Annotated in this window: 14 protein-coding genes; 6 read left to right on the top strand and 8 right to left on the bottom strand. The window is 65.9% G+C overall.

Annotated features, from left to right (window positions below; translation table 11 throughout):
• Positions 1-197: 197 nt before the first annotated feature.
• A complete protein-coding gene (locus ACSFB7_RS25885; protein WP_435475200.1) occupies positions 198-1379 on the bottom strand; it encodes a citrate synthase in 1182 nt (393 codons plus the stop codon).
• A gap of 83 nt (positions 1380-1462) precedes the next feature.
• Here ACSFB7_RS25885 and ACSFB7_RS25880 point away from each other — a divergent pair, with 83 nt between their 5' ends.
• Together ACSFB7_RS25880 and ACSFB7_RS25875 are read left to right on the top strand one after the other, a co-directional pair.
• On the top strand, positions 1463-2584 hold the full coding sequence (locus ACSFB7_RS25880; RefSeq protein WP_435475199.1) for a citrate synthase/methylcitrate synthase: 1122 nt from the start codon (positions 1463-1465) through the stop codon (positions 2582-2584).
• A gap of 89 nt (positions 2585-2673) precedes the next feature.
• The gene (locus ACSFB7_RS25875) at positions 2674-3702 is read left to right on the top strand and encodes a hypothetical protein (RefSeq protein WP_435475198.1); all 1029 of its coding nucleotides are present in this window, start codon (positions 2674-2676) and stop codon (positions 3700-3702) included.
• Here the strand turns inward: ACSFB7_RS25875 and ACSFB7_RS25870 are convergent.
• From ACSFB7_RS25870 to ACSFB7_RS25840, 7 genes are all read right to left on the bottom strand, one after another.
• The gene (locus ACSFB7_RS25870) at positions 3693-4940 is read right to left on the bottom strand and encodes a phenylacetate--CoA ligase family protein (RefSeq protein ID WP_435475197.1); all 1248 of its coding nucleotides are present in this window, start codon (positions 4938-4940) and stop codon (positions 3693-3695) included. The genes ACSFB7_RS25875 and ACSFB7_RS25870 overlap by 10 nt on opposite strands.
• A gap of 426 nt (positions 4941-5366) precedes the next feature.
• The gene (locus ACSFB7_RS25865; protein WP_422084573.1) at positions 5367-6179 is read right to left on the bottom strand and encodes an ABC transporter ATP-binding protein; all 813 of its coding nucleotides are present in this window, start codon (positions 6177-6179) and stop codon (positions 5367-5369) included.
• Between the two features lie 90 nt (positions 6180-6269).
• Entirely contained in the window at positions 6270-7601 is a 1332-nt protein-coding gene (locus ACSFB7_RS25860; protein ID WP_435475196.1) for an ABC transporter substrate-binding protein, read from the bottom strand.
• Positions 7602-7673: 72 nt separating this feature from the next.
• The gene (locus ACSFB7_RS25855) at positions 7674-8738 is read right to left on the bottom strand and encodes a branched-chain amino acid ABC transporter permease (protein ID WP_093243083.1); all 1065 of its coding nucleotides are present in this window, start codon (positions 8736-8738) and stop codon (positions 7674-7676) included.
• Between the two features lie 3 nt (positions 8739-8741).
• Entirely contained in the window at positions 8742-9671 is a 930-nt protein-coding gene (locus tag ACSFB7_RS25850) for a branched-chain amino acid ABC transporter permease (RefSeq protein ID WP_435475195.1), read from the bottom strand.
• A 168-nt stretch (positions 9672-9839) separates the two neighbouring features.
• Positions 9840-10625 (bottom strand): ABC transporter ATP-binding protein, encoded by a 786-nt coding sequence (locus ACSFB7_RS25845; protein WP_435475194.1) that lies wholly within the window; start codon positions 10623-10625, stop codon positions 9840-9842.
• Positions 10622-12580, bottom strand: a complete 1959-nt coding sequence (locus ACSFB7_RS25840; RefSeq protein WP_435475193.1) for an AMP-dependent synthetase/ligase — start codon at positions 12578-12580, stop codon at positions 10622-10624. Before ACSFB7_RS25840 ends, ACSFB7_RS25845 begins: the two co-directional genes overlap by 4 nt.
• Positions 12581-12664: 84 nt before the next feature.
• Here ACSFB7_RS25840 and ACSFB7_RS25835 point away from each other — a divergent pair, with 84 nt between their 5' ends.
• The 4 genes from ACSFB7_RS25835 to ACSFB7_RS25820 all read left to right on the top strand — a co-directional run bounded on the left by ACSFB7_RS25835 (position 12665) and on the right by ACSFB7_RS25820 (position 15053).
• Positions 12665-13450 carry a Crp/Fnr family transcriptional regulator gene (locus ACSFB7_RS25835; RefSeq protein WP_435475192.1) on the top strand — a complete coding sequence of 262 codons (786 nt, stop codon included), beginning with the start codon at positions 12665-12667 and terminating at the stop codon, positions 13448-13450.
• Positions 13447-13917 carry a hypothetical protein gene (locus ACSFB7_RS25830; RefSeq protein WP_435475191.1) on the top strand — a complete coding sequence of 157 codons (471 nt, stop codon included), beginning with the start codon at positions 13447-13449 and terminating at the stop codon, positions 13915-13917. Before ACSFB7_RS25835 ends, ACSFB7_RS25830 begins: the two co-directional genes overlap by 4 nt.
• An 84-nt stretch (positions 13918-14001) precedes the next feature.
• The gene (locus tag ACSFB7_RS25825; RefSeq protein WP_435475190.1) at positions 14002-14766 is read left to right on the top strand and encodes an SDR family NAD(P)-dependent oxidoreductase; all 765 of its coding nucleotides are present in this window, start codon (positions 14002-14004) and stop codon (positions 14764-14766) included.
• A gap of 29 nt (positions 14767-14795) precedes the next feature.
• Complete coding sequence (locus tag ACSFB7_RS25820) at positions 14796-15053, top strand: hypothetical protein (protein ID WP_435475189.1); 258 nt, start codon at positions 14796-14798, stop codon at positions 15051-15053.
• Positions 15054-15089: the final 36 nt, after the last annotated feature.

The following is a 15089-nucleotide window of genomic DNA, read 5'->3' as shown; positions in this document are numbered from 1 at the left end:
GGACAAGAGGGATTGCAGGAGATTCAATTGAAAGTGTGCGCGGCATCGACGTCTTCCGTGACAGGCAAAGAGGTCGAGGCAGTTTGCGGGCGACACCACGCACACACTGCAAACAATGGTCACCTGAACGGGAGCGCGCCCTGCCGAGTCGGAATTCGCTACGCAATGTGTGACGAATTCGGCAAGCGCGGATTCACTCAGGCCTTCAGCATGCCTTCGGCTTCGCCAGCCTGTGGCCCCGTGTACCGCGCACGCGGACGAATCAAATGCCCCGTGGCCTGTTGTTCCAGCACATGAGCCGTCCAGCCAACAGTGCGTGCCAGCGCGAACAGCGTGAGCGGCGCGCCGGCCGGCAGCTTGTGCACCACTGCCAAGGCGGCCAGCGCAAAGTCGATGTTCACCGCCTCACCGAGCAGCTTCTCGCCGATCTCGCGCAGTTCAGTGAAGGCGGGTGGCAGTTCAATGTGCGCCAGCAATGCGCTGCATCGCGCATCGCCGTTCGGATAGAGCGGGTGCCCAAAGGCCGCCAGCGACCGGTCATGCGCGAGCCACTCGCGCACGGCGGCCTCGGTGCCGATGGCCGCTGCATTGCGCATCAGCGCCTGCACAGCCGCCGAGGCACCACCGTGCAAAGGCCCGGTCAGCGTGGAGAGTCCCGTGAGCAGGCACGCGGCGAGCGATGCGCCCGTCGAAGCGGTCACGCGCGCCGCGAAGGTCGATGCGTTGAGTTCGTGGTCAGCCAGCAGCACCAGCGCGCGGCGCAAGTCATCGGCCGCGCGGGGACGACGCCATGCCGAAGCCAGTCGCGTGTGCAGTGCCACTGCTTTCGCCGGTGCGGGGCCGATCAGCGCATCGGCCAGCGTGCCGATCACATCCGCCGCCTCGGCCTGCAGCACGGCGCGTGAACGGCCGCGCGAGGGCGGATCGACGGCGGCACGTGCTGCCAGTGCGAGCAGGCCGGCTTGCAAGGGTGTCGCGTCCTTGCGTGCCGCGGCCACAGGCGCAACAGCCGCGAAGCGCGGCGGCGCGCTCTCCCACAACAAGCCCGCCACGTCTTCCAGCGTCGCATGCGACGCCAGCACGCATGCATCCTGCCCACGATAGAGGAGCCGTCCCTCGGCCACCGTCGACACCGCCGACGCCAGCACCGGCTCGCCCCACTGGATCGTCTCGCTCGCAACCGCTTCCGTGCTGCGCCGCCCGCGCGTGCGCGCCGCGATGCGCTGCACGTCCTCGCGGTGGTAGAGGCTGCGCCTCGGGTCCGCCGCATCGGGCTTGGCGCGGATGCGGCCACGGCTCACGCTCGCGTAGAGGGTCTGCGGGCGAACCTGCATCAGTTCGAGGGCCTCGCCCGCAGGCAGCCAGAGCGCTGTCTTCATCATTATGTTGATGGAATAAATCAAGATTGACGTCAATGTCAGTGTGGCCAGAATCAATGACATCGTCAAACCAGGAGAGAACGATGATTGAAGAGAACGGCCTCGAAGGCGTGGTGGCCGCGCACACGGTCTTGTCGGAAGTGGACGGTGCCGAAGGCCGGCTGGTGATCCGCGGCCACACGCTCGACGAGATCGCGCAGCACTGGCGCTTCGAAGACGTGGTGGCGCTGCTGTTCAAAGGCTTCTTCGACACGCTGCCTGGCAATGCCGCCGCGCTGCGCTCCGCCCTCGGCCGCGCGCGTCGCGAAGTCTTCGAGCGCCTTCAGCCCAACGACGACAGCGTGCTGCGCCGGCTGCCGCCCATCGAGGCGGTGCGTGCCCTGCTCGCGCGCCTGCCCGATGGCGACGATCTGCAGACAGCGCTGCGCCTCGTGGCTGCGCCCACGGTCTACACCGCAGCCGTCATGCGCTGGCGCCTGGGCGTGCAGGCGCTCGCGCCCGACGAAACCCTGCCGCATGCCGTCGACATGCTGCGCATGCTGCATGGCCGCACACCCACGGTCGCGCAGGGCGCCGCGCTCGACACCTATCTCGTCACCGTCTGCGACCACGGCCTCAATGCCTCGACCTTTGCCGCGCGCGTGGTGGCGTCCACCGGCGCGGGGCTGGCGTCGGCTGTGCTCGCAGGCATCAGCGCGTTGAAGGGGCCGCTGCATGGCGGCGCGCCTGGGCCGGTGCTCGATGCGCTCGATGCCATCGGCACTGCTGCCAACGCGCGTCACTGGCTCGAAGGCGCGGTGGCCAGCGGGCAGCGCCTGATGGGCTTCGGCCATCGCATCTACCGCGTGCGAGACCCGCGCGCCGATGCGCTCAAGGGCGCACTGCAGCGGTTGAGCACCGAAGGCAGCGTCAACGCTGCGCGCTTTGAAATGGCACAAGCGGCCGAGCAAGCCGCGCTCGCAATCCTGCGCGAGAAGAAGCCCGACCGCGCGCTGGAAACCAACGTCGAGTTCTACACGGCGCTGCTGCTCGAAGCGCTGGGCTTCGGCCGCGAAAGCTTCACCTGCGTGTTCGCGGCGGGCCGTGTGAGCGGATGGGTGGCGCATGCACGCGAGCAGGTGCACAAGGGCCGGCTGATCCGTCCGCAGTCGGTGTATGTCGGCCCCACACCCGAGGAAGCAGGCGAAGCCGCACTCGCGCACTGAGCCGGCACGGGGCATTCCCCGTCATCCGATACCCTCGCAGTCTTCGCATGCCGGTTGCGGCATGTGCGATTCAACGCGAAAGTATTCCCATGACGGCGAACCCCTCTCACTCCCGCGCGCTGCGCCTGCCCCGCGACTTCGCGTTCATCGCGGTGGGCCTGGACGCGCTCCTGTTCGTGATCAACATGGCTGCGCTGCTGCTGCCTTCCACGCCGCAGGCCGGGCAGATGCGCCAGGCGTATGCCATTCCGGGCGTCTGGATCATGCTGCTCGCGGGCACGATCGTGTCGTGGGTGCTGGTGGCGACGCTCTCGTGGAGCCACGCGCGCAACGCGCTCGAACGGCAGGGCGTGGCCCGCGTGGCACTGGCGGACGACGCAAGGCTGCGCTTCGGCGGCGTGTGGGTGTTGGTGCTGGTGCTGAACTACTACGCGCTGACGCCGCTGTTCTACGAGGCGCAGGTGCTCTTCATGCCGGGCGGCCAGTTCTCGGACGTCTTCGACGGCGCTTCGATGCGCGTCTTGATGGGCGCGGCCATGGTGCTGCAGTCGCTCATCCAGTTGGCGGTGACCGTGCTCGGCCTGTGGCTGGCGGCGCGCATCGCGCTGGTGATGCGCCGCGGCGCATCGGTGCCGGCGCAAGAAGAGACGTTGCCGGCCGAGGTGCCTGGTGCATCGCCCTCATCGCCGCGCCGGGCCGTCGCGATGATTGCGGCGGCCATGCTCGCGGGGCTTCAGTTGTGGAGTGGTCTCGCCGTGGCACGCTGGGCACCGCCGGGCGGCGAGGTGGACGTCTTGACGCTGCTGCTGGCCTGGGTGCTGCCGGCGCTCGTGACCTTCGCGCTCGCCTACTGGGGCGGCTGGCTCGGTACCAAGCCAGGCCTCTCGATCGTGCGCCCCTTCCGGGCCGTGGCCTCCGCGGTGCTGGCCTTCCTGCTGGTGCAGGTGGGCTGCATCGTCATCGCGATCGTCTGGCTGTTCATGGCGGCGACGGCGTCGTTCAGCTTCTATGGTGGTGGCATCGTCAGCTTCGTGCTGGCACTGGTGCTGCTCTACATGGCGCTGACCGTGCTGCTGGTGCGCACCACCACGCGCTGGCTGTACCGCCGCTACTTGTAGCTGCGCGCGTCCTCGATCACCTTGCCGTCGTTGGGCAGGCTGCCCGGTGCCACCAGCTCGATGGTGCCGCGCAGCTTGGTCACTTCGCGCACTGCATCGGCAATGCGCGCATCGAGCCCGGCCGGTGCGCCGGCACATTCGAGCCTGAAGGTCATCTGGTCGTCTCCCATCTCTCCGGACACCACGAGGCGCGCTCGCAAGATTTCGGGAAAGCGCCGCGTGATCTCCGCGACCTGCGACGGATGCACGAACATGCCGCGCACCTTGGTGGTCTGGTCGGCGCGGCCGAGCCAGCCCTTGATGCGCTTGTTGGTGCGGCCGGTGGGGCAGGTGCCTGCGAGCACGGCAGAAAGGTCACCAGTGCCGAAGCGCACCAGCGGGTAATCAGGGTTGAAGCTGGTGACGACGACCTCGCCGACTTCGCCATCGGGCACCGGGTCGCCGGTGCCGGGCCGCACGATCTCGACCAGCACGCCTTCATCGATCACCAGCCCTTCGCGCGCGCTGGTCTCGTAAGCGATGAGGCCCAGGTCGGCGGTGGCATAGCACTGCGTGCCTTTCACGCCATGCGCGGCAATCCAGTCGTGCAGGCTCGGTGGAAAGGCTTCGCCGGACACGAGAGCCTTGGTGAGCGAGGGCAGCTTCAGCCCTTTCTCTTCGGCCTTCTCCAGCAGAATCTTCAGAAAGCTGGGCGTGCCCGCATAGCCTTCGGGCTTCAGGTCGACGATGGCTTCGAGCTGCTGCTCGGTCTGCCCCGTGCCGCCCGCGAACACAGTGCAGCCCATCGCATGCGCGCCGCTTTCCATGATCGAGCCGGCGGGCGTCATGTGATAGCTGAAGCTGTTGTGAATCAGCTCGCCGCCGCGAAAGCCTGCCGCATGCAGCGCCCGAGCGGTGCGCCAGTAGTCGCGCGCTTCGCCTTCAGGTTCGTAGATGGTGCCGGGGCTCGCGAAGATGCGCGGCATGCGCGGCCCACGCACGATGGATGCAAAGCCGCCGAACGGATCGGCTGTGCGGCGTGTCTTCTGCAGCTCGAGCAATTCCGATTTGCGCGTGACCGGAAGTCTGGCGAGTGCTTCGCGTGTCGTGATGTCTGCCGGCTTCACGCCGTCGAGGATTTTCGAGAACGCGGACGTTGCGGTCTGTGCCTGTGCGATCTGCTTCGGCAGCGCGGCCAGCAGGTCGCGCTCGCGCTCGGCGGGGTCGCGTATTTCAAGCTTGTCGTAGTGGTCGGTCATGTCCGTACCCTTCATCTTTCAGTTCGGTGTTCCACCACGCGGGTGTGAGGCTTGTGACGCATTTCCAATACGGGAGCGGGGTCGGGTTCGCGTTCGGGTTCGGGTTCATTCAGGGCGAGTGCGAATGACACCAGGTGCTCCCCTCCGCGAATGTCCCCCGCTTCGCTCCTCCTTTATTTCGCTGCGGGGAGCACCTGGTGTCATTCGCACATGGACACACTCTGCGTTTGCGGCCGATCAACGACTGCTCTGAGCGCTCGCGTCGATACGGGGCTCTTTTTCGCGAAATAAAGGAGGAGCGAAGCGGGGGACATTCGCGAAAAAGAGCACCGTGTCGGCGTGAGCGTCGCCCTGAACAGCGGCGCCCAGAACAACGCACGCCAAACACAGCGTGACGAACAAAAGCGCAAGGTTTCGCCTGAACGATCAAGCCAGCCACCTCTTGCGCCGCTTGTAGCTCTTCACATCGCGGAAGCTCTTGCGGTCCGCACCGCCAACGCCAAGGTAGAACTCCTTCACGTCCTCGTTCTCGCGCAGGCTCTTCGCCTCGCCGTCCATCACGATGCGCCCGTTCTCCAGGATGTAGCCGTAGTCCGCGTAGCGCAGCGCCATGTTGGTGTTCTGCTCGGCCAGCAGGAAGGTCACGCGCTCCTTGGTATTCAGGTCTTTCACGATCTCGAACACCTCCTCCACGATCTGCGGTGCGAGGCCCATCGAAGGTTCGTCGAGCAGCACCATCGTCGGGTTGGCCATCAGCGCGCGGCCGATGGCGCACATCTGCTGCTCGCCGCCCGAGGTGTAGGCCGCCTGCGAAGTGCGCCGCGTCTTCAGGCGCGGGAAGTAGGCGTAGACCTTCTCCAGCGTCTGCTGCACCGCCGCCTTGCCATCGGTGCGCGTGTAGGCACCGGTCATCAGGTTCTCTTCGATCGTCAAGTGGGCAAAGCAATGACGCCCTTCCATCACCTGGATCAGCCCGCGCTTGACCAGCTCGGCCGGCGACAGCGCCTCGATGCGGTCGCCACGCAATTCGATGGTGCCCTTGGTCACCGCGCCGCGTTCGCCAGCGAGCAGGTTGCTCACGGCACGCAGCGTGGTCGTCTTGCCCGCGCCGTTGCCGCCGAGCAGCGCCACGATGCCGCCATCGGGCACGGTGAGCGACACGCCCTTGAGCACAAGGATTACGTGGTTGTAGATGACCTCGATGCCGTTGACATTGAGGAGGATGTTGGGTTCGCTCATGGTGTGGTCCGAAGCATTCGACAACGCGGCAAAGGCGTCGCGCTGTCGAATGGCGGCTCTTGCGAGCCGCCACGGAACTCGGTCAGTGCATCAAGACTGGCAATCCGCCGCGTCGCGGCGCGTCAGCTTCTTTTCGGTCGCGTACTTGTCGGCCGCTGCCTTGGCCATCGGCTTGATGATCTGGTCATCGGCCTGGTACCACTCGGGTGCGATGTTCCACTTGGCGCCGTCCCAGGTTTCCATGCGCGCCCAGGTCGAGCCGATGTGGTCCTGGCACGAAGTGCTCACAGGGCGCATCACGCCGGCGAAGCCGAGTGCGTCCAGCTTCTTCTGGTCGAGTGCCAGGTTTTCCAGGCCCCAGCGCACCTGCTCGCCGGTCATGACCTTGCCCTTGCCGAAGCGCTCCTGCGCACGCCGCACTGCCTCGACGCCGAGCATCGAGATGATCGCGCCACGCGTGTAGAGCACCGAGCCCACTTCGTCCTTCGGACCCGTGCCCTGGCCCTTGTCGTGCACCTGCTTGATGATGTCCTGGATCACCTTGTTGTCGGGGCCCGAGCCGTTCAGCGCGAGCGCGTTGTAGCCCTTGGCATTGGCGCCCACGTCCTTCACATCAGGCTCTGCGCCGGCCCACCACACGCCGTACATCTTCTCGCGCGGGTAGCCCGTGGCCACGGCCTCCTTGAGCGCGGTGGAGTTCATCACGCCCCAGCCCCACAGCAACACGAAGTCGGGCTTCTGCTGGCGCACCTGCAGCCAGGCGGACTTCTGCTCGACGCCGGGTGCCGTCACCGGAATCAGCGACAGGTCGAAGCCGTGCATCTTGGCGCGCTCCTGCAGCAGCGGGATCGGCTCCTTGCCGAACGGCGAGTCGTGGTACACGAGGGCGATCTTCTTGCCCTTGAGCTTGTCCATGCCGCCTTCCTTCTTGCCCAGGTGCTGGATCAGGATGTCGGCCGCGGTCCAGTAGGAGCCCATCAGCGGGAAGTTCCACTTGAACACGCCGCCATCCTGCGAGGCCGCCAAGCCATAGCCCAGCGTGACCAGCGGGATCTTGTCGGTGAGCACCTTGTCTGTCAGCGCGAAGGTGATGCCGGTGGCCTGCGGGTCGAACAATGCAACACCGGGGCGGCCCTTCAGGCGCTCGTAGCATTCGACGCCCTTGTCGGTCGCATAGCCGGTTTCGCATTCTTCAAAAGTGACCTTCACGCCGTTGATGCCGCCTTGCGCGTTCACCAGCTTCAGGTAGTCCTGCTTGCCATTGGCCCAGGGCGTGCCGTTGGGTGCGTAGGGGCCGGTGCGGTACACCAGCAGCGGGAAGAACTGCTCCTTGGCCTGCGCCTGCGCGAGCGATGGCGCGAGCATGGCGCCGAGGGTGCTGGCCACCAGGGCGGCGGTCAGAGCGAGCGATTTCAGTTTCATGCCTGTCTCCTTATGTGGGCACCTCGGTGCCGGGTTTTTTGCGAACGAACGAACGGGAACTCTGGAAACGAATCAATGCGGGAAGGGCCAAAGGCGCAGCTTCTCCTTGGCCGTGGACCACAGCCGCGCAAGGCCATGCGGCTCGACGATCAGGAAGAACACGATCAGCGCGCCGAAGATCATGGTCTCCAGGTGCGAGGCCAGCGCGGTCGAAATCGAAAAGCCAAGCCACGCCGGCAGCTGGTTCAGAAACAGCGGCAGCAGCACGATGAAGGCGGCGCCGAAGAAGCTGCCCATGATCGAGCCGAGCCCGCCGATGATCACCATGAACAGCAACTGGAACGAGCGGTCGATGCTGAAGGCCGCGGGCTCCCACGCACCCAGGTGAATGAAGCCCCACAGCGCGCCGGCCACGCCGACGATGAAGCTGCTCACCGCGAAGGCCGTGAGCTTGGCGTACACCGGGCGAATGCCGATCACCGCGGCCGCCACGTCCATGTCGCGCATGGCCATCCACTCGCGGCCGATGGCGCTGCGCACGAGGTTCTTGGCGAGCAACGCGAACACCACCACGAAGACCAGGCAGAACAAATACTTCTGCACCGGCGACTCGATCGGCACGCCGAACACGTTGAGCCCCGCCACGCTCACCGAGCCCGACGACGAGTTGTTGGTGAACCACTGGATGCGCAGGAACGCCCAGTCGGTGAAGAACTGCGCCGCGAGCGTTGCCACCGCGAGGTACAGGCCCTTGATGCGCAGGCTCGGAATGCCGAACAGCACGCCGATCACCGTGGCGCACAGGCCGCCGAGCAGCAGCGATGCGATGAGCGGCATGCCGTCGATGCGCACCTGGAAGTTGTAGGCCGCATACGCGCCCACCGCCATGAAGGCACCGGTGCCCAGCGAGATCTGCCCGCAGTAGCCGACCAGGATGTTCAAGCCCAAGGCCGCGAGCGAAAGAATCAGAAAGGGCGTGAGGATGGCGCGCATCCAGTAGTCGGACACACCCAGCGGCACGACGATGAAGGCCACGAGCAGCAGCACCAGCATCGCGATGCGGTCCTGCGCGATGGGCAGGATCTGTTGATCCGCCCGGTAGCTGGACTTGAATTGACCGTTCTCTCTGTAGAACATTGCTCAGACCCGATCGATGATTTTTTCGCCGAACAAGCCTTGGGGCCGCACCAGCAGGAAGACCAACGCCAACACATAGGCGAACCAGATCTCGATGCCGCCACCGAGCATGGGGCCGAGATAGATTTCGGACAGCTTCTCGCCGACCCCGATCAGCAGGCCACCGATGATGGCGCCCGGTATCGAGGTGAGACCGCCGAGGATCACCACCGGCAGCGCCTTCAGCGCCACCAGCGACAGCGAGAACTGCACGCCCAGCTTCGATCCCCAGATGATCCCGGCCACCAGTGCCGAGAAGCCGGCCACCGACCACACGATCACCCAGATGCGCGACAGCGGAATGCCGATGGACTGCGCGGCCTGGTGGTCGTCGGCCACCGCGCGCAGGGCGCGGCCCGTGGCGGTCTTCTGGAAGAAGATCGCGAGCACCACCACCAGCGCGGCCGACACCAGCGCGACGACCAGGTCTTCTTGGCTCAGCAGCAGGCCGCCTTCGAAGGTGCCCTGCAGCACCATCAACGGCTCCTTGGGCATGCCGACGTCGATCTTGTAGATGTCGTTGCCGAAGATCGTCTGGCCCAGGCCGTCGAGAAAGTAGGCAATGCCCAGTGTGGCCATCAGCAGCGTGATGCCTTCCTGGTTCACCAGCTTGCTGAGTGCCAGCCGTTCGATCAGCCAGGCCACGACGATCATCACGGCCATGGCGGCGATGAAGGCCAGGATGTTGGCAAGGATCAGGCTCTGGAAGCCGAACCACAGCGGGAACCACTCGGCAAAGCGCGCCATGGCGAGCGCCGCGAAAAGAACCATCGCACCCTGCGCGAAGTTGAAGACGCCCGAGGCCTTGTAGATCAGCACGAAGCCGATGGCGATCAGCGAATAGAGCATGCCGACCATGAGGCCGCCGAAGAGGGTTTCGAGGAAAAAGCCCATGGTCAGTGTCTTTCTTGTTTTTCTCCCTCCCCCGCTGGGGGAGGGTTGGGGTGGGGGCAGGCGGCGCCGGATAAGGCGCTGCCGTCTTGCGAGGGCCGTCGTGCCCCCATCCCAGCCTTCCCCCAGAGGGGGAAGGAGCAATGCTTCAGGGCGAGGTGGGGCATGGCGTCAGTGCTCCACACCCAGATACGCCCGAATCACGTCTTCGTTGTTCCGCACCTCATCCGGCGTGCCATCACCAATCTTCTTGCCGTAGTCCAGAACCACCACGCGGTCCGAGATGTCCATCACCACGCCCATGTCGTGCTCGATCAGCACGATGGTCGCGCCGAACTCGTCGTTCACGTCGAGGATGAAGCGGCTCATGTCCTGCTTCTCTTCCACGTTCATGCCGGCCATGGGTTCATCGAGCAGCAGCACTTGCGGCTCCATCGCGAGCGCGCGGCCGAGGTCCACGCGCTTTTGCAGGCCGTAGGGCAGGCGGCCCACGGGTGTCTTGCGGTGCGCCTGGATCTCGAGAAAGTCGATGATGTGCTCCACGAACTCGCGGTGCTGCAGCTCCTCGCGTTCGGCCGGGCCCCAGCGGAAGGCCTGCGCCAGCAGCCCGCTCTTCATCTTGAGGTTGCGCCCCGTCATGATGTTGTCGAGCACGCTCATGCCCTTGAACAACGCGAGGTTCTGGAAGGTGCGTGCCACGCCCATCTCGGCCACCTGGCGCGAATTCATGTGCTTGAAGGTCTGGCCACGGAAGGTGATGGAGCCCTGCTGCGGCCAGTACACGCCGTTGATGCAGTTGAGCATTGAGCTCTTGCCCGCGCCGTTCGGCCCGATGATGGCGCGCACTTCATGCTCGCGCACGTTGAAGCTGATGTCCGTCAGCGCTTTCACGCCGCCGAAACTCAACGAAATGTTCTGCACGTCGAGGATGACCTCGCCGGTCTTGCGCGCGCTCATGCGGCCGCCTTCACGATGATGGGAAAGGTCTTCACTCCGACGATCTTCAGCGTGGCATTCACCACGCCCGTACGTCCGTCCTCGAACTTGACCTGGGTCTCGATGTACTGCTCGGTCTTGCCGCCGTAGAGCGCCTCGAGCAGCACCGCGTATTTCTCGGCGATGAAGCCGCGCCGCACCTTGCGCGTGCGGGTCAGTTCGTCGTCGTCGGGGTCCAGCTCCTTGTGCAGCACCAGGAAGCGCGCGATCTGCGTCTCGCCCATGCCGTCTTCGCTGGCAAGGTCGGCATTGACCTTGGCGATGCACTCGGCCACCAGCGCGAGCACGTCGGGCTTGCCGGCCAGGTCGACATAGCCGCCGTAGGCCAGGCCGCGCCGCTCGGCCCAGTTGCCCACCGCCTCGAAGTCGATGTTGATGGCCGCGCACACCTCGTCGCGCGCATTGCCGAAGCACACGGCTTCCTTGATCTGCGGGAAGAACTTGAGTTTGTTCTCGATGTAGTTGGGCGCAAAGATCGCGCCGCCCACGAGCCGGCCCACGTCTTTCGCGCGGTCGATGATGCGCAGGTGCCCTTCGCTGTCGAGCACGCCCGCGTCGCCGGTGTGGAAGTAGCCGTTGGCATCGAGCACCTCGGCCGTGGCGTCGGGGCGCTTGTAGTACTCCTTGAGCACCGACACGCCGCGCACCAGCACTTCGCCGTCTTCTGCGATCTTCAGCTCGATGCCCGGTGCGGCGGTGCCGACCGTCTGCAGCTTGACCTTGCCGTCCTGCTGCAGGCACACGTACGCGCAGGTCTCGGTCTGGCCGTAGAACTGCTTGAGGTTGACGCCGATGGAGCGGTAGAAGCGGAACAGGTCGGGCCCGATGGCCGCGCCCGCCGTGTAGGCCACGCGGATGCGGCTCATGCCCAGCACGTTGCGCAGCGGCCCGTAGATCAGCAGGTTGCCCAGCGCGTACATCAGCCGGTCGCCGGTGCCCACGGGCGCGCCGTTGAGGATGTCCGCGCCCACGCGCTGCGCCAGCGCCATGAACTTCGCGTACAGCCAGCGCTTGGGCGCGGCCGCGTCTTCCATGCGGATCGACACGGCCGTGAGCAGGCCTTCGAAGGTGCGCGGCGGGCCGAAGTAATAGCTCGGGCCGATCTCGCGCATGTCGTTCATCACCGTCTCGCTCGACTCGGGGCAGTTGAGCGTGAAGCCGCCCACCAGCCATTGCGCCACGGAGAAGAGGTGATCGCCGACCCACGCCATCGGCAGGTAGCTCATGATGTTGTCGCCGGGGCCGAGCTTGTCGGTCTCCACGCCGCCGCGGCCCGCCGCGATGAAGCTCGCATGCGTCTGGCACACGCCCTTGGGGCGGCCGGTGGTGCCCGAGGTGTAGAGGATCACGCCGACGTCGGTCGCTTCGCCGCTCGCCACCGCGCGGTCGTAGTAGCCCACGTTGGCCTTGTCGAAGGCCCGGCCCAGCTCACGCAGTTGCTCGTAGCTCATCAGCCCCGGCTGGTCGTAGTGGCGCAGGCCCTTGGGGTCGTCGTAGATGATGTGGCGGATGCTCGGCTGCTTGTCCTTCTGGATCTCGCGGCATTCGAGCAGCTTGTCGACCTGCTCCTGGTCTTCGACGATCACGAACTCGATGCCCGCGTCCTGCAGCATGAAGACCATCTCGCTGGCCACCGCGTCCTGGTACAGCGGCACCGGCACGCCGCGCAGGCTTTGCGCCGCGACCACCGCCATGTACAGGTGCGGCCGGTTGGCGCCGACGATGGCGAGGTTGTCGAAGGGCTTGAAACCCAGGCTCGCCAGGCCGCAGGCCATTTCGCGCACCTCCTGCGCCACGGCGTTCCAGGTCCAGGTTTGCCAGATGCCGAGGTCTTTCTCGCGCACGGCGGGTGCCTCGGGGCGTGCCTCGGCATGCGCGAGCAGCAGACGGGGGAAGGTGGGGGCGGTTGTTTGCACAGTGGGCGGATCGTAGGTCTCACTTTGACGCCCGGTTGTCGTTCCAACGACAATCCTAGGGACACTACTCCCCGGAGTTTCCCGATGCCTCACGGCAATCCTTCCCATGGCGGTTCTCACAGCGTGCTCGGTGGCTCGATCAAGGACCGCGTGCGTCCCGCCAATGCCGCGGAGCTTGACGGCATCCCCTGGCTGCCCACGCTCACGCCCACCGAGCGCCGCCGCGCCGAAGCCACGCTGGTGGTCGGCGAAGCCGAGCCCGGCGACCTGGTCTGCCGCGTCGGCCGTTCGCCCACCTACTGGTTCGGCGTGGTCGAAGGCCTGCTCAAGATGAGCAACGACAACGCCGACGGCGGCTCCGTCACCTACACCGGCGTGCCGCCCGGCGGCTGGTTCGGCGAAGGCACGGTGATGAAGCGCGAGCCCTATCGCTACAACATCCAGGCGCTGCGGCGCAGCCTGATCGCGGGCCTGCCGACCGAGAGCTTCCACTGGCTGCTCGACCATTCCATCGGCTTCAACCGCTTCGTGATGAACCAGCTCAACGAACGGCTCGGCCAGTTCATCGCGGCGCTGGAGATCGACCGGCTCAACAACCCCGACGCGCGCGTGGCGCGCAACCTGGTGTCGCTGTTCAACCCGGTGCTGTACCCGGGCGTGGGCGAGGTGCTGCGCATCACGCAGCAGGAGCTGGCGTACCTGGTCGGCTTGTCGCGCCAGCGTGTGAACGAGGCGCTGAACGGCCTGTCGGCACAGGGGTTGATCCGGGTGGAGTACGGTGGCCTGCGCGTGCTCGACCTGCCGGGCCTGCGCGCGACCGCGATGTCGAACAAGAAGAACAACCCCTCACCGGAAACCGAAAAATCATGAGCCTCACCGACCAATTGCAGATCGTGCCCGCGAATGCGGAAGCGGGCTTCATCCCGCCGCCCGAGGCGCCGAAGGCGAAGGCCGACGACGCCGGCCCGACGCTGCAGGAAGCCATCGAGCGCAACGAGGCGCTGAGCGAGAAGATCGACGCGCTCGACGCGATCCTGGCCAAGCCGCTCATTGAAATCCTGGCCGACCGCGAGAAGTCCGAAGAAGCCGCGCTTGCATGGGACCGCTTCGGCGCGATGTGGATGCTGTCGCAGCGCGCAATGCGGCGCGTGGCGCTCGACCTCGCGGCGCAGCTCGGCGTGAGCGAGGAAGAAGTCGTGGCGCGTGCGATGACCAATGCCAATGCGGTGCTCAATGGCGCGGACGAAGTCGACCTTGGCGGCAGCATCGCGCCGGCGCAGCTGCAGCACATCGCGCGGCACCGGGCCTTCCTGCGCAAACAATTCAAAACCGGTTGAGCACGGCCGAGCACGCCGCGCACGCATTCAAGACCCTTCAATACCCCTTACCCTTCCCGCCTTCGTTTCAGAAAGACCCTTCCGATGACCGCTTCCCACCTCACCCTGATCACCGGCGCCTCGCGCGGCCTGGGCCGTGCCATGGCCGAACAGCTGCTGCAAGCCGGCCACACGGTGCTCGGCATTTCGCGCAAGCAAGACCCGCAACTGGCCGAAGCTGCCAAGGCGGCCGGCGCCGAACTCACGCAGTGGGAACAGGACCTGTCCGACCCCGTGGCCGCATCGGCCCGCGTGTCCGCATGGCTCAAGACCATCGACGTGCAGCGCTTCGACAGCGTCACGCTCATCAACAACGCCGGCACCGTGGGCAACCCCGCGCCGCTGTCCAGCGCGATCGGAGCCGAGCTGTCGCTGGCCCTGCGCATCGGTCTCGAAGCGCCGATGCTGCTGACCGCCGCTTTTCTCGGCGCGACCCGCGAATGGCGCGGCACGCGCAAGGTGCTGAACATCTCGTCGGGCCTGGGCCGCAACGCCATGGGCAGCCAGGCGCCTTACTGCGCGGCCAAGGCCGGCATGGACCGTTTCTCGCAGGCCGTGGCGCTCGAAGAAGCGGGCGCACCGAACGGCGCGCGCATCGTTTCGCTGGCGCCCGGCATCATCGACACCGACATGCAGGTGCAACTGCGCGGCGCGTCGGCCGAGAAATTCCCGGACCGCACGCGCTTCGTCAGCATGAAGGAAGAGGGCCGGCTCGACAGCCCCGCCTCCGCAGCCGCCAAGGTGCTGAAGTACCTGGCGCGCGAAGACTTCGGCAACAACCCCGTGGCCGACGTGCGCGATCCGGCCTGAACGCAGAAGAAGAAACAAGCGAGCACACCATGGCCACTGCCAAGTCGATCGACACCCTCGAATACAAGCTCTTTCCGTCGCCGAGGAACGTGCACCGCATCGTCTTCGAGCACCAGGTCTTCGTGCCTTATCCGTACGCGCTGATCGTGATGGACGAGTTCTACTTCAAGGGCCGCTACAGCCTGTTCTCGGCCTGCCGCATGAGCGACGGGAAGATGGGTCAGGTGGCGACGTTCGAGGATGCGGCGGACGTGGACATCTTCAACACGAAGTTCGTGCCGGATTGATCGAAGCCAGGCAGTTTTCTCGCGGCAGCCACGGCT

Origin of the sequence: Variovorax raffinosi (genome assembly GCF_051216615.1) — a bacterium.
GTDB lineage: Bacteria > Pseudomonadota > Gammaproteobacteria > Burkholderiales > Burkholderiaceae_C > Variovorax.
Note: the sequence above shows the minus strand (reverse complement) of the source record. Positions and strands in the feature narration are given on the sequence as shown.

Coding starts and splice junctions, on each gene's coding strand:
- ACSFB7_RS25870 (WP_435475197.1), bottom strand. CDS start 4,940: ATGACCGACCACTACGACAAGCTTGAAATACGCGACCCCGCCGAGCGC.
- ACSFB7_RS25845 (WP_435475194.1), bottom strand. CDS start 10,625: ATGAGCGCGCGCAAGACCGGCGAGGTCATCCTCGACGTGCAGAACATT.
- ACSFB7_RS25865 (WP_422084573.1), bottom strand. CDS start 6,179: ATGAGCGAACCCAACATCCTCCTCAATGTCAACGGCATCGAGGTCATC.
- ACSFB7_RS25850 (WP_435475195.1), bottom strand. CDS start 9,671: ATGGGCTTTTTCCTCGAAACCCTCTTCGGCGGCCTCATGGTCGGCATG.
- ACSFB7_RS25830 (WP_435475191.1), top strand. CDS start 13,447: ATGAGCCTCACCGACCAATTGCAGATCGTGCCCGCGAATGCGGAAGCG.
- ACSFB7_RS25825 (WP_435475190.1), top strand. CDS start 14,002: ATGACCGCTTCCCACCTCACCCTGATCACCGGCGCCTCGCGCGGCCTG.
- ACSFB7_RS25855 (WP_093243083.1), bottom strand. CDS start 8,738: ATGTTCTACAGAGAGAACGGTCAATTCAAGTCCAGCTACCGGGCGGAT.
- ACSFB7_RS25875 (WP_435475198.1), top strand. CDS start 2,674: ATGACGGCGAACCCCTCTCACTCCCGCGCGCTGCGCCTGCCCCGCGAC.
- ACSFB7_RS25820 (WP_435475189.1), top strand. CDS start 14,796: ATGGCCACTGCCAAGTCGATCGACACCCTCGAATACAAGCTCTTTCCG.
- ACSFB7_RS25880 (WP_435475199.1), top strand. CDS start 1,463: ATGATTGAAGAGAACGGCCTCGAAGGCGTGGTGGCCGCGCACACGGTC.
- ACSFB7_RS25885 (WP_435475200.1), bottom strand. CDS start 1,379: ATGAAGACAGCGCTCTGGCTGCCTGCGGGCGAGGCCCTCGAACTGATG.
- ACSFB7_RS25835 (WP_435475192.1), top strand. CDS start 12,665: ATGCCTCACGGCAATCCTTCCCATGGCGGTTCTCACAGCGTGCTCGGT.
- ACSFB7_RS25860 (WP_435475196.1), bottom strand. CDS start 7,601: ATGAAACTGAAATCGCTCGCTCTGACCGCCGCCCTGGTGGCCAGCACC.